Origin of the sequence: Streptomyces sp. NBC_01498, from assembly GCF_036327775.1 — a bacterium.
GTDB lineage: Bacteria > Actinomycetota > Actinomycetes > Streptomycetales > Streptomycetaceae > Streptomyces.
Genome location: NZ_CP109598.1, coordinates 4,931,750 through 4,957,602, shown reverse-complemented (window position 1 = coordinate 4,957,602; position 25,853 = coordinate 4,931,750). Strand labels below are relative to the sequence as shown.

At 72.4% G+C, this 25,853-nt stretch carries 19 protein-coding genes and 1 tRNA gene; 4 read left to right on the top strand and 16 right to left on the bottom strand.

Going from position 1 to position 25,853, the window contains the following annotated elements:
• The first annotated feature begins 44 nt into the window (after positions 1 to 44).
• Positions 45 to 1,400: a vWA domain-containing protein gene (locus OG875_RS21215; protein WP_330175799.1), complete on the top strand. Its 1,356-nt coding sequence runs from the start codon at positions 45 to 47 to the stop codon at positions 1,398 to 1,400.
• Between the two features lie 91 nt (positions 1,401 to 1,491).
• A complete protein-coding gene (locus OG875_RS21210) occupies positions 1,492 to 2,667 on the top strand; it encodes an FHA domain-containing protein (protein WP_330175798.1) in 1,176 nt (391 codons plus the stop codon).
• On the opposite strand, the gene OG875_RS21205 is transcribed toward OG875_RS21210, so the two are convergent.
• Entirely contained in the window at positions 2,648 to 3,688 is a 1,041-nt protein-coding gene (locus OG875_RS21205) for a methyltransferase domain-containing protein (RefSeq protein ID WP_330175797.1), read from the bottom strand. The genes OG875_RS21210 and OG875_RS21205 overlap by 20 nt on opposite strands.
• Before the next feature lie 316 nt (positions 3,689 to 4,004).
• Here OG875_RS21205 and OG875_RS21200 point away from each other — a divergent pair, with 316 nt between their 5' ends.
• Positions 4,005 to 4,403 (top strand): globin, encoded by a 399-nt coding sequence (locus OG875_RS21200; protein WP_330175796.1) that lies wholly within the window; start codon positions 4,005 to 4,007, stop codon positions 4,401 to 4,403.
• Positions 4,404 to 4,625: 222 nt separating this feature from the next.
• On the opposite strand, the gene OG875_RS21195 is transcribed toward OG875_RS21200, so the two are convergent.
• The 7 genes from OG875_RS21195 to OG875_RS21165 form a co-directional block, all read right to left on the bottom strand.
• Positions 4,626 to 5,312, bottom strand: a complete 687-nt coding sequence (locus tag OG875_RS21195; protein ID WP_330175795.1) for a hypothetical protein — start codon at positions 5,310 to 5,312, stop codon at positions 4,626 to 4,628.
• Complete coding sequence (locus OG875_RS21190; RefSeq protein ID WP_330175794.1) at positions 5,309 to 5,734, bottom strand: acyl-CoA thioesterase; 426 nt, start codon at positions 5,732 to 5,734, stop codon at positions 5,309 to 5,311. The genes OG875_RS21195 and OG875_RS21190 overlap by 4 nt, the downstream gene beginning before the upstream one ends.
• Position 5,735: 1 nt before the next feature.
• Positions 5,736 to 7,400, bottom strand: coding sequence for an energy-dependent translational throttle protein EttA (gene ettA, locus OG875_RS21185; protein ID WP_330175793.1), 1,665 nt, complete (start codon positions 7,398 to 7,400; stop codon positions 5,736 to 5,738).
• Positions 7,401 to 7,598: 198 nt separating this feature from the next.
• Positions 7,599 to 9,023 carry a Cys-Gln thioester bond-forming surface protein gene (locus OG875_RS21180; protein ID WP_443079161.1) on the bottom strand — a complete coding sequence of 475 codons (1,425 nt, stop codon included), beginning with the start codon at positions 9,021 to 9,023 and terminating at the stop codon, positions 7,599 to 7,601.
• A 215-nt stretch (positions 9,024 to 9,238) separates the two neighbouring features.
• Complete coding sequence (locus OG875_RS21175; RefSeq protein ID WP_330175792.1) at positions 9,239 to 9,853, bottom strand: single-stranded DNA-binding protein; 615 nt, start codon at positions 9,851 to 9,853, stop codon at positions 9,239 to 9,241.
• Between the two features lie 189 nt (positions 9,854 to 10,042).
• Complete coding sequence (locus OG875_RS21170) at positions 10,043 to 11,926, bottom strand: GTPase (RefSeq protein ID WP_330175791.1); 1,884 nt, start codon at positions 11,924 to 11,926, stop codon at positions 10,043 to 10,045.
• 6 nt (positions 11,927 to 11,932) lie between these two features.
• Positions 11,933 to 13,525, bottom strand: a complete 1,593-nt coding sequence (locus OG875_RS21165; RefSeq protein ID WP_330177841.1) for a dynamin family protein — start codon at positions 13,523 to 13,525, stop codon at positions 11,933 to 11,935.
• Between the two features lie 322 nt (positions 13,526 to 13,847).
• Between OG875_RS21165 and OG875_RS21160 the strand changes: the two genes are divergently transcribed.
• Positions 13,848 to 13,923: transfer RNA gene (locus OG875_RS21160), tRNA-Arg, on the top strand.
• Positions 13,924 to 14,074: 151 nt separating this feature from the next.
• Here OG875_RS21160 and bla read toward each other — a convergent pair.
• The 8 genes from bla to pstA form a co-directional block, all read right to left on the bottom strand.
• A complete protein-coding gene (gene bla / locus OG875_RS21155; RefSeq protein WP_330175790.1) occupies positions 14,075 to 15,052 on the bottom strand; it encodes a class A beta-lactamase in 978 nt (325 codons plus the stop codon).
• A gap of 70 nt (positions 15,053 to 15,122) precedes the next feature.
• Positions 15,123 to 15,938, bottom strand: coding sequence for a phosphate ABC transporter ATP-binding protein (locus OG875_RS21150; protein ID WP_443079278.1), 816 nt, complete (start codon positions 15,936 to 15,938; stop codon positions 15,123 to 15,125).
• A gap of 132 nt (positions 15,939 to 16,070) precedes the next feature.
• The gene (locus OG875_RS21145; protein ID WP_330175788.1) at positions 16,071 to 17,006 is read right to left on the bottom strand and encodes a sortase; all 936 of its coding nucleotides are present in this window, start codon (positions 17,004 to 17,006) and stop codon (positions 16,071 to 16,073) included.
• A 153-nt stretch (positions 17,007 to 17,159) separates the two neighbouring features.
• Positions 17,160 to 18,533, bottom strand: coding sequence for an Ig-like domain-containing protein (locus tag OG875_RS21140; RefSeq protein ID WP_330175787.1), 1,374 nt, complete (start codon positions 18,531 to 18,533; stop codon positions 17,160 to 17,162).
• A 227-nt stretch (positions 18,534 to 18,760) separates the two neighbouring features.
• Positions 18,761 to 19,741: a hypothetical protein gene (locus tag OG875_RS21135; RefSeq protein ID WP_330175786.1), complete on the bottom strand. Its 981-nt coding sequence runs from the start codon at positions 19,739 to 19,741 to the stop codon at positions 18,761 to 18,763.
• Between the two features lie 284 nt (positions 19,742 to 20,025).
• Positions 20,026 to 22,716 (bottom strand): hypothetical protein, encoded by a 2,691-nt coding sequence (locus OG875_RS21130; RefSeq protein WP_330175785.1) that lies wholly within the window; start codon positions 22,714 to 22,716, stop codon positions 20,026 to 20,028.
• Entirely contained in the window at positions 22,713 to 24,428 is a 1,716-nt protein-coding gene (locus OG875_RS21125; protein WP_330175784.1) for a phosphate ABC transporter substrate-binding protein PstS, read from the bottom strand. Before OG875_RS21125 ends, OG875_RS21130 begins: the two co-directional genes overlap by 4 nt.
• Entirely contained in the window at positions 24,425 to 25,804 is a 1,380-nt protein-coding gene (pstA, locus tag OG875_RS21120) for a phosphate ABC transporter permease PstA (protein WP_330175783.1), read from the bottom strand. Before pstA ends, OG875_RS21125 begins: the two co-directional genes overlap by 4 nt.
• Between the last annotated feature and the right edge of the window lie 49 nt (positions 25,805 to 25,853).

The window sequence follows — 25,853 nt, the reverse complement described above, 5'->3', positions numbered from 1 at the left end:
CCCTTCTTTCGTTGTGCCAGTGGAGCGTCAAGGAGCCGATACAGATGGCGAAGTTCTCCAAGTCGAGCGTGCCGCGGTTCTCCGTCGAGGTGTACCAGAACGAGTTCCTGCCCGAGGGCGGGCGCGAGGTGAACGCGATCGTGACGGTCACCGCCACCGGGGGCGGTACGACCGGCGGGATACCGCTGCCGGGAGCGTCCTCGGGGCCGGCCGACCCGCCCGGCCGGAACCCGGACGCGGCCGTGGTGATCATGGTCGACTGCTCGGGGTCGATGGACTACCCGCCGACGAAGATGCGCAACGCGCGCGACGCCACCTCCGCCGCCGTCGACACCCTGCGCGACGGTGTCGCCTTCGCGGTGGTGGCCGGGACGCACGTGGCCAAGGAGATATATCCGGGCGGCGGCGGGCTCGCGATCGCGGACGCCGCCACCCGCGCGCAGGCGAAGAACGCCCTGCGGAAGCTGAGCGCGGGCGGCGGCACGGCCATCGGTACCTGGCTGGGTCTGGCGGACCGGCTGCTGTCCTCGGTGGACGTGACGATCCGGCACGGCATCCTGCTGACCGACGGCCGCAACGAGCACGAGACGCCGGAGGAGCTGCGGGCCGCGCTCGACGCCTGCGCGGGCCGCTTCACCTGCGACGCCCGCGGTGTCGGCACGGACTGGGTGGTGAAGGAGGTCACCGCGATCGCCTCCGCCCTGCTCGGCACGGCCGACATCGTCGCCGACCCCGCCGGTCTGGCCGCCGACTTCACCGCGATGATGGAGAACGCGATGGGCAAGGAGGTCGCGGACGTCTCCCTGCGGCTCTGGACACCCGTCGGGGTCGAGATCCTGTTCGTCAAGCAGGTCGCGCCGACGGTCGAGGACCTGACGGAGCGTCGTACGGAGGCCACCGTCCGCGCCGGGGACTACCCGACCGGCTCCTGGGGCGACGAGTCCCGCGACTACCACGTGTGCGTCCGGGTCCCGGAGGCGGGCCTCGGCCAGGAGATGCTGGCGGCCCGGGTCTCGCTGATCCTGCCCGCCCCCGACGGCACGTCACCGCCGCTGCCCCACGGTCTCGTACGCGCGGTGTGGACGGACGACATGGCGGCGTCGACGGCCATCAACCCCCAGGTCGCGCACTACACCGGCCAGGCCGAGCTGGCGCAGGTCATCCAGCAGGGCCTGGAGGCACGGAAGTCGGGGGACATCGACGGGGCGACCGCCAAGCTGGGCCGCGCCGTCAAGCTCGCCTCGGACTCCGGGAACACCGATACGGCGAAACTGCTTTCGAAGGTGGTGGACGTGGTCGACGCGGCGACAGGTACTGTGCGACTGAAGGCGAAGGTGGCGGACGCGGACGAGATGACCCTGGACACTCGTTCGACGAAGACCGTCCGCGTCAAGAAGTAGCGTCAGGGCGTGCGCCGCAGGACGGCGCGCGCCCGTACACAGTGATCAGCGGCGGCCTGCGGGCCGGACGAGGAGAGGGGGAAGCGCCGACATGCCGACCTGCCCGAACGGACACCAGTCGGGTTCCGACGACTGGTGCGAGGTCTGCGGCCATCGCATGGCCGGAGCCGGAGCCCCGGCCGGTTCGGTGCCGCCACCGCCTCCGCCACCACCCGCGCCCGGCTACGGGTATCCGCAGGACCCGGGCGCGACGGCGCAGGCCCAGCTGTGCCCGCAGTGCCGGACCCCGCGCGAGGGCAACGCCCTGTTCTGCGAGGAGTGCCGGTGGAACTTCCTCACCAACACGGCGACCTCGTACACCCCGCTGGCACCGCAGCACCAGGCGCCCGGTGGCGGGCCCGGGGGCCCTCCGCCGCCCGGACTGAACCTGCCGCCGGGGTTCCAGGCGCAGCAGTCGCCGCCCCGGCCGCCGGAGTCGTACGACTACCAGGGCTCGCGCCCCTCCCAGGTGAACCGGCCCGCCGAACCGCTGAGCCCCGACCAGCAGGGCCGGCCGGGCGGTCCCGGTCCGCTGGGCGGCCCCCCGGGTCCGCCCGGTCCCCCCGGACCGCACCACGGCCACCAGGGACCGCCGCCCCCGCCGTACCAGCAGCAGGGCCCGCCGTCACCGCCCTCGTTCCAGCAGTCGGGTCCCCCGGCGCCGCCGCAGCAGACCGGCGGGGACGACTGGGTGCTGCCGCCGCCCTCGCAGGCGCAGGCGTCGGCGCCCCCGGGACACTTCCAGCAGGGCCCGCCGCCCCAGCAGCACCAGCAGCAGCACGACCCGATGCGGCAGCAGCCGCCGCACCAGTACCAGCCGCCCGGCAACTGGACGGCGGTCGTCGCACCCGACCGTGACTACTTCATGGCGATGATGCAGCGCAGCGGCCCCGAGGCGACGGGCCTCAACCTGCCCGCGTACTCACCGGAACAGCACCTTCCGATGACGGGCAGCCAGATCACCATCGGCCGGCGGCGGCACTCCACCGGGGAGTCGCCCGACGTCGACCTGTCGGTCCCGCCGGAGGACCCGGGCGTCTCGCACCAGCACGCGGTACTGATCCAGCAGCCCGACGGCAGCTGGGCGGTGATCGATCAGAACTCCACCAACGGCACGACGCTGAACGGCGCCGAGGACCCGATCCAGCCGTACGTGCCCGTCCCGCTCAAGGACGGGGACCGCGTACACGTCGGCGCCTGGACGACGATCACGATCCGCCGAAGCTGAACCCGCCGGGGCTGAGCGGCCAGACGTACGGCCCCGAGGGGTCGTCCAGCCAGGCCCACTGCCGGTCCGGGCCGACCGTGAGGCCGAACCTCTCCCGCTGCGGGCGCCCCTCGCGCTCCCAGAGGGAGAGGGTCTCGTGCGGGTCCATCCTGCCCGCCGTCAGCGCCAGCATGAAGCGGAAGAGATCGTTCTCCAGCGCCCGCCGGGGCAGTCCGCCGATCCGCGGGACCACGGCGGGCGGTCCGGGCTCGCTCACGCCGCCCCGCAGCGGGACGAAGAAGGCGGACGTGTGCAGGAAGCGCCCCTCCGCGTAGCGGCCGTACGCGTCCTCACCCACGTCCAGCGCGATCAGGCCCGTGGCGAGCGGCGCCAGGACGCGCGCGCCCGGGGCGCACTGCTCCAGCCAGCCGGACGGCACCGAGGGCAGCGTGCAGGTGGCGATGATCCGGTCGAACGGGGCCCGCGCCCGGCAGCCGACCGCCCCGTCCCCGGTGACGACCGAGGGCCGGTATCCGGCGGTGGCGAGATGCGTGCGGGCGGACTCCGTGATCTCCGGATCGAGATCGACGGTCGTCACCCGCCGGTCGCCGACCCGGTGCGAGAGCAGCGCCGCGTTGTAACCGGTGCCCGCGCCGATCTCCAGGACGTTCTGCCCGTCGCGCACGTCGAGCTCGGCCAGCATCCGGGCCATCAGGGAGGGCTGGCTGCTGGAGGAGATCAGTTCGCCGTCCCGTACGCGGGTGGCCAGCGCCCCGTCCACGTACGCGCCGCGCAGCCAGCTCAGCCGCCGGACCGGGTCGGGGTCCTCGCACCAGAGCCGGTCGTGGCCGCCGGGCCTGCTGACGAAGTAGTACGGCACGAACAGATGGCGCGGCACCTCCTCGAACGCCGCGCGCCAGGCCGGGTCCGCCAGCTCCCCCTCGTCCCTCATGGCCCGCACCATGGCGGCACGCGCCTCGACGGCGACGGCTTCCTCCTCGCCCCGCCCGTACACCTGGTGCTGCTCGCGGTGAACGCCCATACCCCCACTGTCCTGTCTCCCGCGCGCGGAAGCGAGCGATCCGACTCCGCTCCGAAAAGTCCCGCCCGTTCCGAGCGCCGGGCGGATTTCGGGTGAGGGCTTCCGTGGACCCAGGGTCTGTCGTTTGGATCAGGCCGGATCAGTGAGCGGGGTCTGGTGCCGTGGATCGCAAGGCGGAGGAGGGAGGCATGGCGGAGCCATGCCGACTGACGACAACGCGGCGAGGCGTGGTGCCAGGGCATGCGAGCCCGGCAAGATCCAGACGACAGGCCCTAGGTCCCAGGTCCTCGGCCGGTGGGTCTGAGACCATGGAGGGGTGAACGAGATTCCGCGCGGCACGCTTTCGGAGCAGACCTTCTACGAGCAGGTCGGCGGCGAGGAGACCTTCCGGCGCCTGGTGCACCGCTTCTACCAGGGGGTCGCCGACGACCCGCTGCTGCGGCCCATGTACCCGGAGGAGGACCTGGGCCCGGCCGAGGAGCGGTTCCGGCTGTTCCTGACGCAGTACTGGGGCGGTCCGCGGACGTACAGCGACAACCGCGGCCATCCCCGGCTGCGGATGCGGCACGCGCCGTTCAAGGTGGATCAGGCGGCCCACGACGCGTGGCTGCGGCACATGCGGGCGGCGATCGACGAGCTGGGGCTCCCCGAGCAGTACGAGACGCAGCTCTGGGACTACATGACGTACGCCGCGGCCTCGATGGTCAACAGCTGACCGAGGGGCGTACGCGGCCTGTCCCGGGTGGCGTGGAGGTGTCGGCCGGGGCGGCTGCGGCGTGCGCGGGCCGCTCTTCGCGGGCGCGGGCGGCGGGGTGTGCGGCCGGCGTTGTACGTACCCGGGTTCGGCGGGTCGCGAAGGCGCCCGCCCGCCCGCCGCCTCGGGAACTACCACCACCCCGGCGGGGTGCTGGCTCACCGGCAACGCGCCCGGCAGGGCCTACGCCGGGGTGACGCTGAGGCCGCCGACCGTCGCCGCGCCGTCCGCGCGCAGGGCGATCGAGCCGTACGGGGTACGCAGGCGCATCCAGGCACCGGCCCTGAGCAGGGCCACGGGAGCGTTCTCCGGCATCGGGCGCAGGAAGCCGACCGACTGCGCCGCGTGGACGGCACGCAGCGGGAGGCCGGTGTCCCCGACCGGGCGGGACCAGATCTCGCGGCCGATCCTGTCCCGTTCGGCGCGGTCCCGGTGCGCGGCGGGCAACGCCTCGTCACGCGTGCGGAATTCGGCGACGGCCGCCGCGACCGCCTGGCGCAGCCCGGCCGGTGACGGCAGGCCGGGCACGGGCTGCCAGCCACCGCGCGGGGGCAGCACCCCGGTCCACGGCGGGCCGGTGACGGCGGCGGGCAGCGCGAACGCGCCCGCCGACTCGTCGACGGTTTCGAGCAGTTCACCGGCGGAGACGGTGATGTCCCGTTCACCCGTCCCGGGCCCGAGCCGCGCCGTACGGATGGCGAGCACCTCGAACGCGGGCGGGCGGCCGAACACCGCCAGTGCCCCGCCGCCCATCTGGAGACGCACCGCGGCCGCCCGGTCGTAGCGGATCAGCCGGCCGAGGAAGGCGGCGAGATCCGCCGCCTCCGCCGTGTCGGCGAGCCGCAGGGTGCTCGCGGTGGTGGTCGTCATGCCGCGAGAGCCCCCGCGCCGTCCAGGTACTTCACCAGGAAGGACCGCTCCTCGGCGGTGATCCGCCGGGGCCGGCCCGCCTGGAGGTCGTACGGCACGATGACCGTGGAGGCCCGCACGTACACCTGGTCCCCGTCCTTGATCTCGTACGCGATGGTGAGCGTCGCCGCGCCGATCTTCGTCACCCACAGCTCGACCGTCACCGGCTCGTGCCGGTGGACCAGCGGCAGCTTGTAGTCGATCTCGTGCCGGGCCACGACGGACCCGCCCGAGAAGGACGGCGAACCGCCCCCCGGTGCCAGCCGGAACATGAAGTCGATGCGCGCTTCCTCCAGGTACCGGATGAAGACGACGTTGTTGACGTGCCCGAAGGCGTCCATGTCCGACCAGCGCAGGGGGCAGCTGTAGAGGTGGCGGGCCATGTCAGCCTCGGGTCAGCTTCTTGTACGTGGCGCGGTGCGGCCGGGAGGCGTCGGCGCCCAGCCGTTCCACCTTGTTCTTCTCGTACGACTCGAAGTTGCCCTCGAACCAGAACCAGGTGGAGTCGCCCTCGTACGCCAGGATGTGCGTGGCGACCCGGTCCAGGAACCAGCGGTCGTGGGAGATGATCACGGCCGCGCCGGAGAACTCCAGCAGCGCGTTCTCCAGGGAGGACAGCGTCTCGACGTCGAGGTCGTTGGTCGGTTCGTCGAGGAGCAGCAGGTTGCCGCCCTGCTTGAGCGTCAGCGCCAGGTTGAGGCGGTTGCGCTCACCACCGGAGAGGACCCCGGCCGGCTTCTGCTGGTCCGGTCCCTTGAAGCCGAACGCGGAGACGTAGGCGCGCGAGGGCATCTCGACGTGGCCGACGTTGATGTAGTCCAGCTCGTCGGAGACGACGGCCCACAGCGACTTCTTCGGGTCGATGTTGGAGCGGCCCTGGTCGACGTAGCTGATCTCGACGGTCTCGCCGACCTTGATGGAGCCCGAGTCCGGCTGCTCCAGGCCCTGGAGCATCTTGAAGAGCGTGGTCTTGCCGGCGCCGTTGGGGCCGATGACTCCGACGATGCCGTTGCGCGGCAGCGAGAAGGAGAGGTCGTCGATCAGCACCTTGTCGCCGAAGGCCTTGTGCAGCTTCTCGACCTCGACCACGACACTGCCGAGCCGGGGCCCCGGCGGGATCTGGATCTCCTCGAAGTCCAGCTTCCGCATCTTGTCCGCCTCGGCGGCCATTTCCTCGTAACGGGCCAGCCTGGCCTTGGACTTGGCCTGGCGTCCCTTCGCGTTGGAGCGGACCCACTCCAGCTCGTCCTTGAGCCGCTTGGCGCGCTTGGCGTCCTTCTGGCCCTCGACCTTGAGCCGTGCCTGCTTGGTCTCCAGGTACTTGGAGTAGTTGCCCTCGTAGCCGTGGAGACGGCCGCGGTCGACCTCGCAGATCCATCCGGCGACGTTGTCGAGGAAGTACCGGTCGTGGGTGACGGCGACGACGGCGCCGGGGTACTTGGCGAGGTGCTGCTCCAGCCACTGCACGGACTCGGCGTCCAGGTGGTTGGTGGGCTCGTCGAGGAGCAGCAGGTCGGGCGCCTCCAGCAGGAGCTTGCAGAGCGCGACGCGGCGGCGCTCACCGCCGGAGAGGTTGGTGACGGCCCAGTCGCCGGGCGGGCAGCCCAGCGCGTCCATGGCCTGCTCCAACTGGGTGTCCAGGTCCCACGCGTTGGCGTGGTCGAGGTCCTCCTGGAGCTTGCCCATCTCGTCCATCAGGGCGTCGGAGTAGTCGGTCGCCATCAGCTCGGCGACCTCGTTGAACCTCCTGAGCTTGCCCATGGTCTCGGCGGCGCCGTCCTGGACGTTCTCCAGCACCGTCTTGGTCTCGTCCAGCGGCGGCTCCTGGAGGAGCATGCCGACCGAGTACCCGGGCGTCAGGAACGCCTCGCCGTTGGACGGCTGCTCCAGCCCGGCCATGATCTTGAGCACGGTGGACTTACCGGCGCCGTTGGGGCCGACCACACCGATCTTCGCGCCCGGCAGGAAGCTCTGCGTCACGTCATCGAGGATGACCTTGTCGCCGTGCGCCTTGCGCGTCTTGCGCATCGTGTAGATGTACTCAGCCAAGAGAAACCGTCCGGCAGATCGAGAAGGGCCAATGTGCGGCTCCACCGCGTGAGGGCAGATGCATCCATCTTGCCGCACGTGCCTCCCTGGGGAGAAACCGTGTGTCCAGCTCTCGGACAGACCGTCCCGGCCCCCGGTCCGGCCGGCCCGCCCGGTGCCGGGCGGGCCGATGTGCGTGCGCTGTACGGGGGGCGGCGGTCAGTCCTCGGTGGAGGGCGCGCCCTTCTTACGGAAGAAGAAGACCGCCGCGCCGCCGAGTACGACGAGCCCGATCGCGACGCCCGCGATCACCGGGGTGGCGTTGGACGCTCCCGTCTCGGCCAGGTCCAGTCCCTCGGTGCCCGCCACGCCGCCCGCGGTGGCCGGGGCCAGCTGGGTGCTGGTCCCGTCCTCGGGCGCGCCGGGGTCCCCGGTGGTCCGGCAGTCGAGCACGCCCTGGAAATTCTCGGTGAGGCCGCCGGGCCCGGTGATCGTGAAGTCGTACGCCTGGTCCTCGGTGACCGGGACGGTGACGGTCCGCGAGGCGCCCGCCTCGACCGTGTACTCCTGACCGGCGAGGGTGAAGGTGAACGGCTTGTCGCCCTTGTTGGCCGCCGTGACGTCCACGCCGCCCTTCGCGCAGTTCTTCTCGGCGGTGATCGCCGGTATCGCGCCCTTCGCGGCCCAGGTGGCGGTGGCCGTCGCCGAGACGGTGGACTCGCTGGAGCCGGCCAGGATCTGCGTCTGGCTCTTGGTGACACCGGCGAACGCCCGGCCCACCGGTACCGAGGTGGTCGCCTGCACGCTCAGCGCGGCGGTGCCGTCGGCCGTGTCCTCGGGGACGTCGAAGTACAGCTGGGCGCCGTCGGACACCTGGGTGACGGGCTTGCCGTCCTTGTCGGTCACGCCGATGCCCAGGGCGGCGGCGTCGGCGGGCGGGGAGACCTCGACCGTGTCCGCGTCGGTGCGGACGGTGACCGGGCCGATGCGCTCACCGCTGCGGCCCGAGACCGCGCCCGGCTCCAGGGTGAGTGACGCCCTGGGCTCGCCGAGGTGGTCGGCGCTGCGCTCCAGCCAGTCGGCCAGCTTCTCGGCCTGGGGGTCGACGGCGTCGACGTCCGCGTTGTCGGAGTGGCGCCAGATGGCGACCTGCGTACCGGCCGCGGCGGTCTGCGCCGTGAGCGGCCCGGTGCCCGCGCTCCTGGCGAGCGCCGCGAGGTCGTCGACCTGGGGGTAGGAGTTCTGAAGGATCCAGCGGATCCTGCCCGCGTTCTTGTTCGCGCCGAGCGAGGTCTGCGCCCAGGGGGTCTCCAGATACTTCGCCTGGTCCTGGGTGGGGTTGTGGATGTCGATGCAGTACGTCTTGAGCTTGCCGCCGCCGTCGACGGTCATCTCGAAGAGTCCGGCGGGCAGTTCGTGCTGTTCGCCGTCGGTGGTGAGCACCGCCTTGTCGAACGTGGTGAGGCCGTCGAGTGTGGCGGCGGCGCCGCCCCGGTGCTGGAGCGTGTCGTCGGCCGCGGCCGTACCCGCGCCGGCCACGGCGCCCGCGACGACGAGGCCCGAGGCGGCGATGGAGGCGGCGAGACGGGCGGCGGCCCGCCTCCGGGCGGTGGGAGCGAAGAACTCGGACAGCGCAGACAACACAGATTTTTCCCTCCGAGCGAGGTCCTCCGCGTGGGAAGTGTGGGGGGATTGCCTCGCCAGCAGACTCAAGTGCCCCATGAGTACCCGGGAATCCTATGAACGGCGAACACCCCCCGTGCCCCTTCCCGTGGTCGGACAACCGTTCCGAATCGGAATCGTTATCGCCCACACCTTCGAACATGTGGGTCTGTCGACAAATCCCCTCGGCTCCCGGCTCAGGACGGTCCGGCCGGCCACCCGACCGGTCCGGCGGGCGTCGGTGAGTCGTCCGGTACGGGCAACCAGGGTTGCGCGGGCCGCGGTTCATCCGCCGCTCCGCCCCCGGCCGGACCCCGGCCCGCACCCCCGCTTGCACCCGCGCCCGCGCCCACCCGCTCGCCCGCTCCCGCGCTCGCACCGGCGCCCGTGGCGGCGTTCGCGGCCGTGGCCGCCGCCGACGTGGCCGCCGGACGCTCCGTCAGCGTCGGATCGGCCCGCGCCACCCGCTTGAACGCCGAGGTCCCCCAGGTCAGATCGTGACCGATCGACACCGCGTCGATGTCCACGAACGTCCTGCGCTGCCCGTCCTTCGCTTCTTCCCGCACCCGCAGCCGGCCGTGCACGACCAGTGGATCGCCGACATTGACCGACGCGGTGAGATTCGCGCCGAGATTCCGCCACGCGCAGACCGTGTAGAAGCTCGTGCTCCCGTCCGCCCAGGCGGAGTTCCGGCGGTCCCAGCGGCGCGGAGTCACCGCGAACCTGAACCGCGCCACCCCGCCCGTCGGTGTTTCCCGGTACTCCACGCCCGTCGCGGCGTTTCCGACCAGCGTCACCACGGTGTCGTTCATGACAACCCCCATTTCCCCGGCCCCGTCGACCGACCCCCTCATGCTGGACCGGAACGAAATTCCCCGCCGAAGCCTGTGGATTACTCACCAGTTGTGAATAACTCCGCCACCCGTTCGTGGCAGCCCCGCCCGGCCATTGACGCCCGCTCACCCGCTGCCCCGGCCGGCCCCGCCCCGGGGGCCCGGCGGCTATCTCCGTACGCCCGACACCGTCGAGAACTGCTCCCGCACCTCCCGGTACCGCATCAGCTCCGCCGCGACCGGATCGAGCACCTTGGCCCGCCCGCATCCCGCCGCCGCCTCGCGCAACCGCCGCTCGGCGTCCTGCCCGTACCGCCGCGCCGGTCCCCGCGCCGCCGCCACGCACGTCCACTCCACCAGCGGCCCCCCGACGATCCCGGCCAGCATCACCAGCACGGGCGGGATGATGCCGGGCTGGAGCATGCCGACGATCTGGCCGACCAGCCACAGTCCGCCGTAGATCTGAAGCAGCGTCATGGACGCCTGGGCGAGCACCGCCGCCGGCCACCACGCGGGACGGGCCGGGCGCCCGCTCGGTGGCCCCGCCGTCAGCGCCAGCTCGTCCAGGGCCTCCGGCAGCCCCTCGGCACCGCGTACCGCCGCCTCACGCACCGCCTGCGCCCAGGGCCGGGGAAGCCCGGCCGCCGCGTCGTCCGCGACCGTACGGACGGCCTGTTCGACCCGCTGCCGGGCGGTCAGTTCGTCCTCCACGATCACCTGGGTACGGGGTGCGCCGCCGCCGGGCGTCCGGGTGCGCTCGTACCAGCGCCACAGCCGCAGCCAGGGCGTGCCGCAGGCGCGGCCCGCGTTCCGGCGCCACTCGCGTTCGGCCGTCTCGCCCGCGGCCACCGCGCCGACCGCCCAGGCGAGCCGTTCGGCGAACTCCTCACGGGAGCGCTCGCCCAGACCGGTGCGCCCGTCGGCCACGTACACCGGCCGCAGCCGCGCGGCTGCCGCGTCCACGTCGGCGGACAGCCGGCGGGCGGCGGCGTTGCGCTCCTGCACGAACCGGCCGATCAGTTCGCGCAGTTCACCCACGCCCCGGCCGGTGAGCGCGGAGATGGGGAGCACCGTCGCGCCCGGCTCGCCGTGTTCGCCGAGCGCCATCCCGTCCTCGTCGAGCAGCCGGCGCAGATCGTCCAGGACCTGGTCGGCGGCGTCCCCCGGCAGCCGGTCCACCTGGTTCAGTACGACGAAGGTGATCTCCGCGTGACCGGCCAGGGGCCGTAGATAGCGCTCGTGCAGCGCGGCGTCCGCGTACTTCTCCGGGTCGACCACCCAGATCACCGCGTCGACCAGGGCCAGCACCCGGTCGACCTGGTCCCGGTGCGCCACGACGGCGGAGTCGTGGTCGGGCAGGTCGATCAGGACCAGGCCCTTCAGTTCCTCGTCGCCGTCGCCGCCCGCGAGTGGCCGCCGACGCAGCCTCCCAGGGATGGCGAGCCGGTCGAGCAGCCCGGCGGCGCCCTCGGACCACACGCAGGCGATGGGCGCGGAGGTGGTGGGCCTGCGCAGGCCCGTCTCCGAGATCGGCACCTCCGCCAGCGCGTTGAAGAGCGTCGACTTGCCGCTGCCGGTGGCGCCCGCGATGGCGACGACGGTGTGCCGGGACGAGAGCCGCTGCCGTGTGGACGCCTCGTCCAGCAGCCGTCCGGCCTCGGCGAGCGTGGTTCCCTCGATACGGGTACGGGAGAGCCCCACCAGCTCGCGCAGGGCGTCCAGCCGTACCCGCAACGGACCTTCGTAGGCGCCCCCGATGGGCTGGTGACCCTCCGCCCCGGCCGAGACGTCGTCGTCCCCGTCGATGCCCTCCACACCGACGGTGACCGCGGTGCCGTTCGCACCCTTGCGGCCGGCCGCGTGACGGGCGATCAGCCCGTCGTTCCAGCGCCGTCCCCCGCCGTCCGCCGCGCCCTCCTTGGGAGGGTGCGCCTCTCCCTCCGCTCCGGTCGCGCCGTTCGCCCCCGCCGTGCCCTCGGCCCCGCTCGCGGTCCCGGTACCGGTCTCGCCCGGCCCCTCCGGCAGTGTCGCCACGTCCGTCACGTCAGCCATCTCTGGTCACATCTCCTTCTGGAGTACGGAAAGCGCGGCGATCAGCTCCGCCTGTGGCTCCGGCGCCACTTCGAGCGCGTCGAGAGGGGCCAGCCGCCGGTCCCGTTCCTCACGCAGCACGTCGTCGATGTACGTCTCCACCAGCTCGCCGCCCTTGTCGCGCAGCCGCAGCGCGCCCTGTGCGCCGATGCGCTCGGCCAGCCGCTCGCCCGCGACCCGCGTGCGGTGCCCGCCCAGCAGGGCGGCGGCCAGCAGTGCCGCGACGGTCTCGGAGTCGGGCGCGGCGTTGCGTTCGAGGAGCCGCACCTCGTCCTCGGCCAGTTCCTCCACCACCCGCCGCCAGCGCCGCACGGCCATCCCGATCCGCTCGGACACCTCCCGGTCCGGTCCTCTTCTGAGGACCGCCCCCGAGGCCGGCTCCCGCCGCCACGCCTCGGTGACCCGTTCGTCGGCGGCTGCGACGGCGCACTGGAGCAGCGCGGCCAGGCTCTCGACCAGCGAGTCGAGCAGTTCACGCGCCGAACTGTCCCTCGGGTGCCCGCGCCAGCGGGTCCGCGCGTCCCCGGCGAGCACGGCTCCGGCCTTGACCCGCTGACGCACCCGTTCGCGTTCGGAGGCGTACGCCTCCTCGACGGCGCCGGTGAGACGGACGGCGGCGGCGTACTGCGCCGCGACGGCGCCCGCGAGTTCCGGCATCCGCACATTGAGCGAGCCGATGACCCCGGCGGCCGTACGGACGACCGCCTGCTGACGGGCCGCCGGGTCCCGCACCCGGTGGGTGAGCCAGTCGAGCAGCGGGGCGACGGCGGAGACGGGCAGCAGTCCGCTTCCGCCGCCCGCCGATTCGGGGAGTTCGGGGATGGTGAAGCGGGGTACGTCGCCGAGACCCGCCTTGGTGAGCAGCGCGGCGTACTGCCGTGACACCTCGTCGATCACCTGGTGCGGTACGCGGTCCAGGACCGTCACGAGCGAGGCGTCGTACTCCTTGGCCGTACGCAGCAGGTGCCAGGGCACCGCGTCGGCGTACCGGGACGCGGTGGTGACCATCACCCACACGTCGGCCGCGCAGATCAACTCGGCGGCGAGGACGCGGTTCCGTACGACCAGGGAGTCGATGTCGGGCGCGTCGAGCAGCGCGAGGCCGCGGGGCAGTGCCACGGCGGTGTCGATGCGCAGCGCGTTCTCGTCGTCCCCGCTCCAGGCCCCGGCCCCGCCGTCCTCCTCCTGCTGGGTGAGCCAGACGCGGGTCAGCTGCGGCAGGACCCGTACGCCGTCGAACCAGTGGCAGTCGTCGGGGTGGCACACCAGTACGGGCGTACGGGTGGTCGGGCGCAGCACGCCGGCTTCGCTGACCCGGCGCCCCACAAGGGAGTTGACGAGTGTCGACTTGCCGGCCCCGGTGGATCCGCCGACGACGGCGAGCAGCGGCGCTTCGGGGTCGCGCAGCCGTGGCACCAGATAGTCGTCGAGCTGGGCGAGCAGTTCCTCCCTGGTCTGCCGGGCGCGCGGCGCCCCGTCGAGAGGGAGTGGAAGACGCACGGCTGCGACACGGTCGCGCAGTGCGGTAAGTGCGTCGATCAGCTGAGGCCGTACGTCCAAGGTCACCACATGCGAAGAATGCCCAATTTTGGAGCCTTTTTGAAGCGTATGGGCATCTCCTGCGCGCCGGTCGGAGGCGGGGGACAGACAGGACGAGTGGGGCACAGGCATAACGAGTGCACAACACCCGTAGCTTCAGGCGGGAAAAGCACTGCGGGATTCGCACCTGCCTGCGATTATCGGTTCGCTTCACCGAACCTCCACATCGTGCCACGCAGGTGAAGCAACCGGGTCAGGGTGAACGGAGCCCTATCCTTGTCCCGGCACAGGTCACGGACCGCAGGGAGCGCCCCACCGGCACTCCGGCCCGGGACCGCCACCGGCCCCCGTAGCTCAGTGGATAGAGCAGGCGCCTTCTAAGCGCTTGGCCGCAGGTTCGAGTCCTGCCGGGGGCGCCACTGACACTCCGTCAGTTCGGCGATGTTCGACCGGACCCGGGCGATGTCCGGCAAGATTCCCGCGGCGGCTCTCGCGGGGTCCCTCCCGCCGGGTCTCTCGCGGGGTCGCTGCGGCGGGGAACCCGCCCGGCCTGCCGTGTGACGCGCTCCGCTACGACAGCGCCCCGGCAATCACGGTGGCCGCTTCCGCGATCAGCCTGTCGTCGGGGGCGGCGTCCTTCGCGGCGCGGTTCGACAGGACGGCCATGACGATCGGCGCGGCGTCGGGCGGCCACACCACGGCGATGTCGTTGCGGGACCCGTAGACGCCACCGCTGCCGGTCTTGTCGCCGACCACCCAGCCCTTGGGCACACCGGCCCGGATGAGCGTGTCTCCGGTGGTGTTGGTCTTCAGCCAGGTGGCGAGTTGTGCGCGTTCGCCGGTGCCGAGGGCGTCTCCGAGGACGAACGCCCGCAGGCCGCCGGCCCACGCGCGGGGTGTGGTGGTGTCTCGGGTGACTCCCGGCTCCCACTGGTTCAGTTCCGGCTCCCGGCGCTCCACCCGGGTGACGGTGTCGCCCACCTCACGGAGGGCGGCCTCCAGGCCCTTCGGGCCGCCGAGCGCGTCGAGGAGAAGATTCGCCGCGGCGTTGTCGCTGTGGCGGACGGCGGCGTCGCACAGCGCGCGGAGCGTCATCCCGGTCCCGACGTGTTTCTCCGTCACCGGGGAGTGGTCGATCAGATCGTCCCGGGAGTACCTGATCACCCTCTCCATGCCGCTCGGGGAGTACCGGTCCAGTACGGCGGCCGCCGCGAACGCCTTGAAGGTGGACGCGTAGCCGAACCGCTCGTCGGCGTTGTGGGCCACCTCCCGCCCGGTGCCGGTGTCGACGGCGTAGACGCCCAGCCGTGCGCCGTACTCGCGCTCCAGCGCCCTGAGATCACCGGTGGCCGACGGTTTCGCCGCGGCATCGGACGTCGCCGTCGCGGCAGGGGGTGTCGGCGACGCCCGGGGGCCGTCCTGGGAGCAGGCCGCGGCCGGGAGGACGGCGAGCGCGGCGAGCCCGCCGAGGGCCGCGCGGCGGGCACGTCCACGTCCATGTCCACGTTGACGTTGACGTTGACGTTGACGTCCACGTGCGTACTGCATGGTTCACACCTCCAGGTGACCCCGCGCTCCGGGCGCGGAGGGAGAAGAACCCGGAGCCGGACACGCGGGGTCAGCCGAAGCGGCCGTTCACGTAGTCCGACGTACGGGAGTCCTGGGGGGAATTGAACATGGCGTCGGTCGTTCCGTGTTCGACGATCACGCCCGGTGTGCCCTGCTCGGCCAGAAAGAACGCGCAGTGGTCGGAGACACGGGCCGCCTGCTGCATGTTGTGCGTGACGATGACGATCGTGACCTCCTCCTTCAGTTCGGCGATCGTCTCCTCGATACGCCGCGTGGAGGTCGGGTCGAGGGCGGAGCAGGGCTCGTCCATCAGCAGGACCCTGGGGCGTACCGCCAGTGACCGCGCGATGCACAGGCGCTGCTGCTGGCCGCCGGAGAGCGCGCCGCCGGGCTGCCGGAGGCGGTCCTTGACCTCGCGCCAGAGGCCCGCCTTCGTCAGGCACTCCTCGACCAGGTCGTCCTTGCCAGAACGTGCGGCTCTGATGCCGTTGAGCCTCAGGCCCGCGAGGACGTTGTCGTACAGCGACATCGCGGGGAACGGATTGGGCTTCTGGAAAACCATGCCGATCTCACGGCGGGCCCGGGTGATCCGGCGGCCCCGCTCGTAGATGTCGTCGCCGTCGAGCAGCACGCGGCCGGCCAGGGAGGCGGAGCCGATCAGCTCGTGCATGCGGTTGAGGATGCGCAGGAAGGTCGATTTGCCGCAGCCGGAGGGCCCGATGAGGGCGGTGACCTCCAGGGCGGGCATGGTGAGCGAGACCCGGTCGAGGACCTTGTGGTCGGCGAACCAGGCGGAGACCTCTTCGGCTTCGAGCGTCGCGGAGGACCCCGCGCCACCCTGGGCCGCGTTCGTGGGCAGGGGCATCGTGTCGGCGGCCATCTCGGTTGGACTCCCTTGTCGGAGACGATCTTTGTCGGAGCGGGGCTTCGGGACGGGGCTCTGGAACGGGGCTTCGGAGCCAGCTTCGGAGCGCGTCGTCGAAAAGCGGGACGGGCTTCAGAGCAGGTTGGGAAGGACGCGGGTGGCCGCGCCCGCGACGGCGACGCCGAGGGCGGCGAGTACGGGTCCGGCCGCGATCCAGGTCTGCCAGCGGCCCCACACCCGGTGGAGCCAGACGGTGAGAAGGGCGGCGATCAGCAGCGCCTGGGTCCAGAGCGCGATCGCCGTCCAGGCACCGTTCTCACCACCCAGGGCCTCCTCGGCGGGCCCGATCCACCCACCGCGGAGCGGCCGGGGCGGGCTGGGCTGGACCGGGGTGGTGAGCGCCGCGTCGACGCGCAGCACCCCGTCCGGGGTGTACGGGGCTCCCGACGCGGTCATGAGGGTGAGCCGGCCCCGGCCCTCGGCGAGGGGCGCGGGGAGCCTGTCGCCGGGGCGGCGGACGCCCAGTACCTGGTACACGGACTTTCCCTGACCGGTCGTCACCTCGATCGAGGCGCCGGGCGGGAGACGTTCCAGGTCGTTGAACGGGCTTCCGTAGCCCCACTGACGGCCCATGATCACGCTGGTGCCCTCCTGGCCGGGGAGCGCGGTGTCGCGCCGGTGGCCGGGGCCCGACATGAGGACACCGGAGGTGGTGCCCTCGGCGACGACCTCGCGCAGTCCGAGCGAGGGGACGCGCAGGAGCGCGACGGGCGCGCCCATGGGCAGGGGCTTGCCGTCGAAGGTCCGCTGTCCCACCGGGGCGGTACCGAGGGCGAGTTGCTCGCGGAGTTCGTCGTACCCGGTCCGCTGGTCGCGGGCGTGCTGGAGATGGCCGACGACGGTGAGGTTGGCCGCGAAGCCGAGCAGGACGGCGGCGAGCACGCACAGGGCGGCCCCGGCGAATGCCAGACCGGGCCGGGCCGGGGGTGGGGACGGGTCCGCGCCCGAGTCCGGTCGCGGTGCGGCGGTCACGGCGGGAGGGGGCGGTGGAGTGAGCACGGTCGTCATGTCGGGGCGTTCCTCGCGGGAGGGGAGTGGGGGGTCCGGGGCACACGGCGGGCGGACCGGGGACGGGACCGGGGCGGGCGGTTCCGGGCCCGCCCCGGTCCCGGGGCGGGGGCGGACGCGCGTACGGGCGACGCGCCCACCCCCGCCGCCGCCTCAGAACCTGAGCAGTCCCCCGCGCCGGGCGCGCAGCACGAACGCCGTACCGAGCCCGCACAGGAGCACCGAGGCGAGACCCAGCGTCAGGGCGTTGACGCCCGTCGACGCGAGGCTTCCCGTGCCGCCTCCGCCGGAGCCTCCGGAACCGGCCGAGCCGCCGCTGTCGCCGCCGCCCGTCGATCCCTCGGTCGCGCCCCCGTCGCCGGCACCGCCGTCCGCGCCGGCCGAGTCGCTCGGGCTCGGGCTCGGGCTCGGACCGGGGCCGGGCGCGTCGCCGATGCCGAAGAGGAACTCGACGCTGTGGCCGTCCGTGGCGTCCTCGGTGAGCGTGAGCGTGTACGAGCCGTCCGCCAGCGGGTCCGGCACGGTGAACTCGTAGTCGGCGACGGTGCCTTCGGCGTCGGCGGTGGCATCGGGGAAGGTGGCCTCGCTGCCGGTGAGTACGGCCTTGACCACGGCGCCCTCGCCGTAGCCCCGGGCGGTGACGAGGACCGTCTGCCCGGTGGTGAGCGTCGGGTTGACGTCCAGCGGGGTGCCGTCCTCGTCGGTGACGTCGAGGTCGGGGGGCGTGTCGGTCTCGCTGGGGTCCGGCGAGGGCGAGGTGCCGGTCCCGGTCACCTTGTAGCCGGAGGCCGGTGAGTCGGACGGGAGGTACGCGGCGGGGTCGGCCGGGGTGAACGTCGCGGTCAGGGTGTGGTCGCCCGCGGCGAGCGCCGACGTCTTCAACTCGGCGGTGCCGGAGGCGACATCGACCGCGCCGAGCACCTCGGTGCCGTCCAGGAACGTCACCTTGCCCGCGGCGTCGCCGGGGGTGACGGCGGCCGTCAGGGTGACCTCCGCGCCGACGGGCGCGGTGCGGGCCGGGGTCGGGGTGAGGGTAGTCGTGGTCGGGTTGGCGGCGGCGGCCTTGACCGTCCAGGAGTCACCGGTGACCTGGATCCGGGTGGTGAAGTAGTCGGAGCCGATGTTGCCGGAGTCCCGGCAGAAGAGCCGGATCTCGTACTCGCCGTCGAACGAACCGCTGGGGATCATCGTGCGCAGGCGCGCCTCCAGCGCCGTACCGGCGGGGAAGTCGGCCGCCACGGGGCCCTGGTCGTACGGCGCTCCGGCGGACGTCCTGCCGAGCAGGTACGTGCCGCCCGTCGCGTTGACGTTGACCAGGGACAGCTGGAGCTGCTGGGCGTGGTCGGCGGGGCACGCCGCCTCCGTACCCACCCTCGGGAAGGTCGGGTTGTCCGCGATCCTGCCGGACGTCGTCGCGAACGTCAGGTCGCCGAGCTCCCCTTCCGCCCGTGCCTGGGGGGCGAGGCCGAGGACGGCGGTCGCCGCTGCCAGCAGCAGTGAGCAGCAGATCAGCAGGGCGGTGGTCATTCTGCGTGGTGCGGTGTCTCGCATGGTGGGTTGCCCCCCAATGGGTCACGGGTCATGGGTCGGTCGGGGTACGGAAGTCGGTCGGGGTACGGGAGTCGGGGCCGTCCGTGCGGAAGGACGGCGGGGCGGAAGGTGGGCGGTGGCGGGGCCGTCGCCCGGGACGGCGTACGCCGTGGGGCCGGGCACCCCGAAGGGCGCCCGGCCGTCGCGCGGTCAGTGGAGAGTGATCAGCTCTCGCCCTTCAGGACGGTGCTGCCGCAGTTGGCGATGGTGCCGAAGCCGTAGTCGTTGATGACGGCCGTCTGCTGGCAGACCTTGGAGGTCCCGCCGACGAACGTGTCGGCGATGTTCGCGGTGGTCAGCTTGTTGGTCGGGACGACGTTGTAGACGTCACGGTTGTAGGGGAAGGCGGTGTTCAGCGCGCCGCCGGTCACCGGCTGGACGCCGTCCACCGAACCGAGCACGGAGGCACCGCGGCGGTCGGCCACGTCGCCGGGCTGGTTGGTCTGGGCGATGTACTGGGCGATCGAGTACGGGGCGATGTCACCGGCGCTGTTCAGCGCCTCGCCGTTGTGCTCCTGGACGGTGTCGTCCACGCAGCTGCCGAAGGTGTCCTCCGTCAGGCCCAGCGCGCCGAGGAAGAAGGAGCGCGTGCCGGAGCCCGCCTGGGGCAGCAGCGGGGTGAGCGCGACGCCGTTCAGCGAGGTGGTGTCGCAGGTGTAGATCGAGGTGAGCTGAGCGGTCGTCAGCGCCTTGGGCAGCGCGCTGTTGCCGCGGACCGCGAAGGTCACCGCGTCCTTGCCGAACGGGATGAAGGTCAGGTCGGTGGTCGAGCTGTTGGAGACGCCGCGCGAGGAGCGGGCGAAGTCCAGACAGCCGGTGTTGTTGTCGACCGCGTTGCGCAGCGCGTTGATACCGGCCGAGGAGCCGTTGGGGCGCGGGATCACGCAGTTCGTCGCACGCGTCTTGATCGTCGTCGAGCCGGTGGCGTTGTACGAGGCGACGAGGGAGCCGGAGTTGATGCTGGTGCCCAGGCCGTTGAACACGTCCTGGGTGGTGTCCGAGCCGACACCCGCGAGCACCCGGTAGTTGGGGGTGCCGTTGGAATTGGGGGCCGGGTCGGCCGAGGCCGGGGCGGCCAGGGCGCCGAGGGCGAGGGCGGCGGCACCGACGACAGCACCGATACGTACGCGGGACTTGACGTTCACTTCTGTTCTCCTCCGACTTTACGGATTATGAGGAATGGACGCTCAAGCGGAAACGCGGTGGTGCGGTGGAACATGAACACGTGACGAGGAACTCCGAATTCGGCATTCGAAACCCGGTGACTTCTTTGACTTCGGCGACTTTCGTCACCACCGGCCCGTCGACCGGCCGTTCATTACCTTTCCGTATCCGACTCGTGGCGACCACCAACTCATCCGGTTGATCAGGTTACGAATCGATTTACTGGACGACTCCTGGAGCACCCGCGCGCGGCTGTCGCACCACGTCATCCGGCGCCCGCCGATTTCCGTGCCGAAAGGCGCAGCAGTACGGGGCCCGAAATGGCCGCCAGTCCGCCCGCGAGCAGTACGCCGAGCAGCACCCAGCGGATGATCCCGAGCACCGTGGACGGGGTCAGTCCCGCCGGGGCGGCCACGCTGCGGGCCGGGGCGGGCGCGGTGGCGGACGCGCTCGGCCCGGCCGCACCTCCCTCGGCGGCGGGATCGGTCCCGCCCGTGGACCCCCCGGATCCGGGCGCCCCGCCGCCGGACCCGGCTCCGCCGGTGAACGCGCCGCCGGCCGCGGAGCCCGCCCCGTCCGCCCCGCCGCCGCCCGCACCGCCGGAGGGGTCGCCGCCCGCTTCGCCGGCCTTGGCGTTCTGCAACCGGTCGGCCGCCGCGAGCGCCTGGGTACGCATCGCCGCAGGGAGCGGCGCGTAGCCGGGCGGGAGTTGCCCCGGCGAGACGCCGGGCGACTGCCCGGGGCCGGCGGCGTACCGGACGAGCGCCGCGTAGTCCTTGCGTTCGGCCGCCGGAGTGCCGGTGAATCCGGCCGCGTAGACCACCGAGGCGAGCGGATAGGCGTCGCCCTCGGCCGCGCCCGGGTCGGTCGCCAGGACGCCGGGCACCGGGGAGTTCCTCATGGCGGCGACCCCGGCGAGCAGGGAGTCGGCGGTGGGGGTGACGAAGGTCCCGTCGGCGTTGCGCAGGGCTGCGGTCTGGAGGCCGTAGCGGGCCGCCGACGCGGCGTCGACCAGGGCGAGGACCATCCGCTGGCCGGGCAGCGGCGGGGTGTTGATCAGCTTGGCGGGCGAGCCGTTGCTGCTCGCGTCGGCCGTGGTGGTGGCGCCGTTGTTGCCGCGCCGGGTGCGCAGCGCGCCGTCGTGCATGTCCTGCACGTAGGGGGCGACCTCGGTGGTCCCGTACTCCAGGGTGTCCTCACCGATGGTGACCGTGGTGCGGGTGGGGTCCGCCTTGGGGAAGTCGGACACGGACGTCTCGGTGGCGAGAGCGAGGTCCGCGAAGTACGGATTCATCTTTGTACCCCACGGATCTGCGGCGCCCGAAAGGAATTCCCTGGCCTCGCGGTCCGAGCGGAGCCACTGCCAGGCCATTCGGGTGGTGTCCGAGTTCGCGAGCTGAACCATGAGACTCATGGGCGGCAGAGAGGTCGGTTTCCAGTCCTCGAACTCCGGATTCAGCTCTTTGAATTCCGGGTCGTGGAACAGGCTGAGCGGATTGTCCTTGATGTGCTCGGGAATTTCGCGGCGCCCGCGTGTCACGTCCTTCTGGTACGAGGAGGTGAGCAGTTTGGCGAGCAGTCGGGGGGTGATTCTCATCGACGCGAGCTGACCGGAGCCGGGGAGTTCGACGAAGAATCCGACCGCGAGACCGCTGACCGCCACGGGCGCGTGCACGACGGAGCCGGAACCACCCTCCCCGGCGTCCCCCGCGTTCTCCTCCGCCGCGACCGGATCGACGGTGAAGGCGAGTCCGGGCGCACCGGCGACCGGCCGGGAGATCGTGTCCCGGGCGCTCTCCTCGCCGCTCTGGCTGAAGGCGAACTTGGCGCCGCCCTCCGCCGAACAGACCGCGGGCTGCCACGACGAGATCGCGTCGGTGACCAGCTCCGAACCGATCACCCGGCGCTCCGCCCGGTCGGCCGGGCAGCTGTTGCCCACCGGCAGGAAGTCGAGCCGGACGGCCATGCGCTGGGCCCAGTTGGAGGCGGCGAGCGGGGACGACTGGAGCGGGTTGCCCGCACCGGTGGCACCGTCGACGTCGTGCTCCCCGCGCGGGACGATCACCAGCCAGCACGACCGCCCCCGGACCGAGGCGCCCTCCGCCACCGGGGCGCCGCAGCCGAGCTGATCGGCCTCCTGGTCGGTCAGCATCGGGAAGGTGAACTCGCCGGTGCCGTCCGAATGGGTGACGGCGTACGGCTCCTCGTTGGTGTCCAGGGAGCCGAAGTAGGTCCAGTCGCGCGAACCGGTCGTCGGCTGCTCGCCGTTGGCGGGCCGGAAGGGTACGTACGACTCGTCGTTCCCGTTGCCGATGTACTCCGTCTCGGCGGGATCGGGGACGGCGTCGATCTGCCGCAGCGAGGTCCAGGAGCCGCTCTGCCGCACGCCGCTGCCGCCGAACTGGCACTGGTCACGCCGGGGCCCGTCCCTGTCCTCGCCCCAGCACTGCATGAGCTGGAGGTAGTTGTGCGCGAAGCCGGTCTCGGTCGGGCGGCCTCCGGTCCAGCTGACGCGTACGCCTTGGGCGCGCAGCTGCGTGGTCTGGTGGACGGTGACCTTGAGGGAGGAGAAGTCGTCGTACTTCCCCTTCGTGCCGGTCACGGTGACCGCCGAGTCCCCGGCCGCGGGAGCCCGTACGGCGGCGGGGGTCACCGCCCGTGCGGGGGCGGTCGTCGGGGCGGGCGCCGGGAGCAGCGCGACCACGAGGGCGGCCAGCAGCGCGGCGACGCCGACGGCCGCCGTACGTCGGGGCGCCTCCGTACGTGCACGCGTCCGCGTACGGCTCGGCGCCTCCGCGCGGAGGTGCACCCGTGTGCGGCTCGGCGCCTCCTTACGGAGGACCGCGCGTGCGGCCGTACGTATGGCCGTGTGCGCGGCCGTACGGAGGCGCGTGCGTACGGTCGTGCCCACGGCCGCGAGCGCGAGCGCGCGTGTCGAACCGGCGGGGCGTCTCATCGGGAGCCCTCCTTACGCCGACCGCGCGCGGCCAGCGCGCGGGCCGTGAGCGGCGGTCCGACGACCACACCGATCAGCAGAACCGCGGACAGGGCCATCAGCGCCCCGCGCAGCCCTCCGGACTCACCGGCCGCCAGCGTCACCGGATTGGCCGCGACCGAGGTGTCCCCGGCGCCACCGACCCCGATCAGCTCGCCGGTGTCCGGGTCGACGACGCCTCCCCCGGTGGCGCTTCCCGCCGTGTCGCCGGCGGCTCCGCCCGCGCCCGTGGCACCTCCGGTGGAACTGCCCGCGCTCCCGGCCGTCGCCGCGCCGCCCGTGGCACCGCCGGAGGCCGTACCCCCGCCGTCACCCGCACCGCCGCCGCCGTTCGCGCCGCCCGAACCGCCGCCCGACGCTGCGGGCTTGACCGGGGTCTCCTCCTTGGCGCCCGCCGTACCGTCGGAGCACTGCGTCGGCCCCCGCTTGTCGCACGCCTTCGGGTACGGGGCGTTCTTGGCGAGGGTGTTCGAGCCGTCCGAGGAGAAGGTGGGGTTGCGGCACTTCGTGATGTCGATGGAGCCGGTGGGTGCTCCGGGAATCCTGCGGACCTGCGCGAATCCCGCCTCCACGAGGTTCTTCGGCAGCGGCGAGTAGCCCAGCTCCTCGGCCTGTTGCTGGCCGTCGCAGAGGAAGTAGTTGGCGAAGGTGCCCAGTGTCCTGCCCTTCGCCGTGGTGAACGGCTGTTCCGCCTTGGTCGGCACGACCATGTAGCTGTAGCTGGAGAGCGTGTAGGTGCGGCGGTCGGACGACCGGTAGACGCCGTCGAGGATCTGGGTCAGATAGTTCTCCGAGTTCCGGTCCTCGTTGATGCGGGCCTTCAGCAGGGCGACGGCGACGCTCGACGCGGTCGGTTCGACGTAGTACCCGGCCGCGTTGAGCAGCTTCGCCACCGGGAAACCGGTCGTGGTGGCGTACGAGTACTCGACGTAGGTGATCGCCCCCTCGGCGTGGCCCTGCTTGGTGAAGCCGGAGACGCCGAGCGATCCCGACTTGGCGATGTGCGACGAGCCGGGCACGAGGGGAAAGTACGAGGTCATCCCGCAGGGGGTGGAACGGCCCGCCCGGCGGCAGTAGTCGTTCCACAGGCCGCCGTGCTCCTTGGCCATCCAGGTGGTCAGCTGGGCCGTCGTCCCCGAACCGTCGGAGCGCACCACCGGGACGACCCGGCGCGCGGGCAGATCGAGGCCGGGGTTGTCCGCCCGGATCTCCTGGGCGTTCCACATGCTGATCTTCCCGGTGAAGATCTTGGTGACGACCTCGCCGGAGAGGCGCAGGTTGGTGACCTTCTTACCGCCGATCCTGAGGTTGTACATGAAGGCGGTGCCGCCCGCGACGATCGGCATGTACGCGTAGCCGCGCTTGGGCGGCGCGTCCCTCGCCCCGCCCTCGGTCAGCCCGTAGGGGATCTCGGAGACGGCGAAGTCGGCGGTGCCGTTCTTGAACTGCTCACGGCCCACCGAGGAGCCGAGCGCGGCGTAGTTGACGGTCATTCCGCTGTTGGAGGCGACGTTGCGGCGCCACTGGTCGAGCGCGTTGGAGCTCCAGGTGGAGCCCGCGCCGCTGATCTTGGTGTACGAGGCGGCCTCGGCGGCCGGCGGGTGGAAGGCGAGCAGCAGGCACATCAACGCGGCTGCCGCCATGGTGAGTCGGGAGACGGTGGCCGGTCTCACGGGGTGCTCCTTCGGGGGGTACGGGGTGAACGCGGCTGCTTGGTGAGGAAGCCGGGGCGGGGGCCGGGGCCGCCTTGGTCGCCGGGGCCGTGTTCGCCCCCGGCCGGGACGTCGTCGCCGCGGGCGGCGATGTCGCCGGTGTGGGCGCCGGCGCGGGCGGCGAACCGTTCGGCGTCCTGCCGGGAGGCCCGCACCCGCCGGTGTTCCTGACGACGTGTCAACTGACCCGGCCCGCGCCCGCCGACGACACGGGCGACCACGAACAGCACCAGGACCAGGGCCATCAGCACCGCCGCCGTACCGAACCCCCGCGCGATCATGGTGGGTTCGGGCGACTTGACGAACTCGAAGGCCGCGAGCGGCAACGAGACCTGCGCTCCGGAGAAGGGATCGATGTTGGCCTCGGCGGTGAAACCCGCCGTGAGCAGCACCGGTGAGGTCTCACCCACCCCGCGTGCGGTGCCGAGGATCACCGAGGTCGTCAGACCGGAGCGGGCCGTCGGCAGCACCACGTGCCAGACGGTGCGCCAGCGCGACGTACCGAGCGCGTACGCCGCCTCGCGCAGATTTCCCGGCACCAGCCGGATCACCACGTCGGCCGCCCGGATGATGATCGGCAGCATCATCACGGAGAGCGCGAGGGAGGCGGCGAAGCCGGAGCGGTCGTGGCCGAGCGCCAGGATCACCGTCGCGTAGATGAACAGTCCGGCGACGATCGACGGGAGCGCGGTCATCGCCTCGACGACGGTCCGTACGAATCGGGCGAAGCGGCCCGGGACTTCGTTGAGGAAGACCGCGCAGAGCAGCCCGGTCGGCACGGTGATGGCGAGCGCGATGGTGATCTGTTGCAGGGTGCCGAGGATCGCGTGCAGGATACCGCCCGTCGTCAGCGGGTCGAGCGGTCCCGCCACGACCATGTCCTCGACGAAGAAGTTCAGGTGCGGCAGCGCCTTGCGGCCCTCCCACAGGGTGTAGACGACGACGCAGACGAGTGCGGCCACCATCACCAGGCCGAGACTGCGCACCACGACCCCGGCGATCCGGTCGCGCACCGCCGGTCCGTCCTCGTCGAAGGAGACCAGCAGGCCGTAGAGCGGCAGGAAGAGGAGATACGCGACCACCAGGAAGCCGACGGAACCGCTGAACGGCAGCAGTCGGGTGAACAGCAGCCCGGTGAGGGACAGCGCCGCGGCGGCGGCACCGAGCAGGGCGTACACGTCGGTCGCGCGCAGGTGGCCGGGCGAGCGCCGCCGCTCCCCCGCGAGGGGTGAGCGCCCGGTCCCGCCGGGAGCCGCCGGATACGTCCCCGCCCGCGCCACGGCGGGCACCGTGGCGGGGCCCGCCGCGGAACCCGCGTCGGGCGGCGTGTCAGGCAACGCGTCAGACACTGGCGGCTCCGGTTCCGGTGCGCGTCTTCCGGGCGCG

Bases quoted from the DNA above. Each gene is read 5' to 3' on its own strand.
- OG875_RS21215 (WP_330175799.1), top strand. From the start codon at position 45: ATGGCGAAGTTCTCCAAGTCGAGCGTGCCGCGGTTCTCCGTCGAGGTG.
- OG875_RS21210 (WP_330175798.1), top strand. From the start codon at position 1,492: ATGCCGACCTGCCCGAACGGACACCAGTCGGGTTCCGACGACTGGTGC.
- OG875_RS21205 (WP_330175797.1), bottom strand. From the start codon at position 3,688: ATGGGCGTTCACCGCGAGCAGCACCAGGTGTACGGGCGGGGCGAGGAG.
- OG875_RS21195 (WP_330175795.1), bottom strand. From the start codon at position 5,312: ATGACGACCACCACCGCGAGCACCCTGCGGCTCGCCGACACGGCGGAG.
- OG875_RS21190 (WP_330175794.1), bottom strand. From the start codon at position 5,734: ATGGCCCGCCACCTCTACAGCTGCCCCCTGCGCTGGTCGGACATGGAC.
- OG875_RS21175 (WP_330175792.1), bottom strand. From the start codon at position 9,853: ATGAACGACACCGTGGTGACGCTGGTCGGAAACGCCGCGACGGGCGTG.
- OG875_RS21170 (WP_330175791.1), bottom strand. From the start codon at position 11,926: ATGGCTGACGTGACGGACGTGGCGACACTGCCGGAGGGGCCGGGCGAG.
- bla (WP_330175790.1), bottom strand. From the start codon at position 15,052: ATGCAGTACGCACGTGGACGTCAACGTCAACGTCAACGTCAACGTGGA.
- OG875_RS21150 (WP_443079278.1), bottom strand. From the start codon at position 15,938: ATGCCCCTGCCCACGAACGCGGCCCAGGGTGGCGCGGGGTCCTCCGCG.
- OG875_RS21145 (WP_330175788.1), bottom strand. From the start codon at position 17,006: ATGACGACCGTGCTCACTCCACCGCCCCCTCCCGCCGTGACCGCCGCA.
- OG875_RS21140 (WP_330175787.1), bottom strand. From the start codon at position 18,533: ATGACCACCGCCCTGCTGATCTGCTGCTCACTGCTGCTGGCAGCGGCG.
- OG875_RS21130 (WP_330175785.1), bottom strand. From the start codon at position 22,716: ATGAGACGCCCCGCCGGTTCGACACGCGCGCTCGCGCTCGCGGCCGTG.